This is a genomic window from Stieleria sp. (genome assembly GCF_041595215.1).
Lineage (GTDB): Bacteria > Planctomycetota > Planctomycetia > Pirellulales > Pirellulaceae > Stieleria > Stieleria magnilauensis.
Map to the genome: position 1 here is coordinate 1 of NZ_JBFHKV010001472.1, position 1611 is coordinate 1611.

Annotated in this window: 1 protein-coding gene; it reads left to right on the plus strand. The window is 61.1% G+C overall.

Features of this window, described 5'->3' with window-relative positions; translation table 11 throughout:
* Positions 1 to 114 precede the first annotated feature (114 nt).
* Positions 115 to 1611, plus strand: a 1497-nt coding sequence (locus ABX749_RS32230) for an FAD-binding oxidoreductase (protein WP_372899649.1), incomplete at its 3' end; no start/stop codon positions are given.

The window sequence follows — 1611 nt, forward strand, 5'->3', positions numbered from 1 at the left end:
CGGCGTTTTTGCCTGTCGGCACGCCTGCAACTTTTGGTTCAATCACGATGCGAGCGGGTGCCTTTCGGGCTCCTCCGCCTCCGCATTTCCTACCCGATTGAGATGTAGCGATCCATGAGTGAAATCCCCAAGTCCTTCACCGAAGCCGCTGTCGGCACCGGATCGAGCTCATCCCCCATCGTTTCACCCGCCGGATCGGCAAATCGCCCCGCGGACCTGCTGGAAACGCTTGCTCAAATCGTTGGGGCAGAGAACCTGCTACACGAAGACTGCGACCGAGACCTGTACGCCAAGACCACGTTACCGCAGGGCACGCGTCCGCTGGCGATCATTCGACCAGAGAACGCGGATCAGGTCTCAAATGCAATGCGAGCGATCACCGCCGCGGCAGTGCAATGGAAGGCGATCAGTCGCGGTAAGAACTGGGGCTATGGCGATGCCTGCGCAGCCGAAGACGGGGCGATCATCATCGACCTCCGCCGCATGGACCGCATCATTGAAATCAACGAAGACCTCGCGTACGCCGTGATCGAACCGGGCGTGACCCAAGGCCAACTTGCCGGCGAGCTGATCGCCCGCGGATCGCGTCTGATGCTGGACGTGACCGGAGCCGGCCCGGAAGCCAGTATCGCCGGCAATATTCTCCAGCGAGGCTTCGGCCACACACCCTACGGGGATCGCTTCGCCAATTCGTGCAATTACGAAGTCGTGTTGCCCGACGGAAACGTCACTCGGACGGGATTCGGCAACATTGAGAACAGCGTTGTCGGACACGTCTACCCCTACGGTCGAGGCCCAAACCCACAGGGGATGTTACCGCAAAGCTCCAACGGGATCGTGACCCGCATGACGATCTGGCTGATGCCGCGTCCGGAAGCGATCGACGGGTTTGGGTTCAAAACCGACGACGATGAAGCGTTCAAGCACATCGTCGACACGATCGGCAGACTGCGTCAGGAAGGCGTCATCGACAGCGTGGTCCATTTGGCCAACGACCTACGCGTGCTATCGTCACAGCCGGCTCTGCGGAGCACGGGCGAACGCCGCGCACCGTTGACCCCAGCGGAGCGAAAAGCGATGCGAAAGCAAGCCGGGGTCGGCCGCTGGAACGGTCTTGGCGGTTTGTACGGTCCACGCACCGTGGTGAACGCCAAGCGGCGCGTGATCAAGCAGGCACTCCGCAAATACTGCCGCGTCCGCTTCTTTACCCAGCGTCAAGTCAAATTGTTGGACGCAACCACCAGTCGCATGCCCACGTCTGGACCATTTGGCCGCCTCAAGAACCTGTCCTCAGCGATCAAAGACGTCAACGACCTGCTCTGCGGAGTCCCCACGGCCACTCACCTCGAAGGCGCCTTCTTCCGCAACCGCCCCGATAGCGGAGAAGTGATCGACGCAGGCTTGATCTGGATCGCCCCCGTGATCCCCTGCACCGGAGACGACGCCCTGCGTCTGATAGAGCACCTCGAACCGATCGCCAATCAGCACGGCTTCGACCTACCCATCACCATCTCCCCCGTCGTCCCCCGAGCCGCCGTTTGCATCGCCAACATCTCTTTTGACAGCAGCGATCCTGCAGAAAGCCTACGAGCAACCGATTGCTACGCTGCA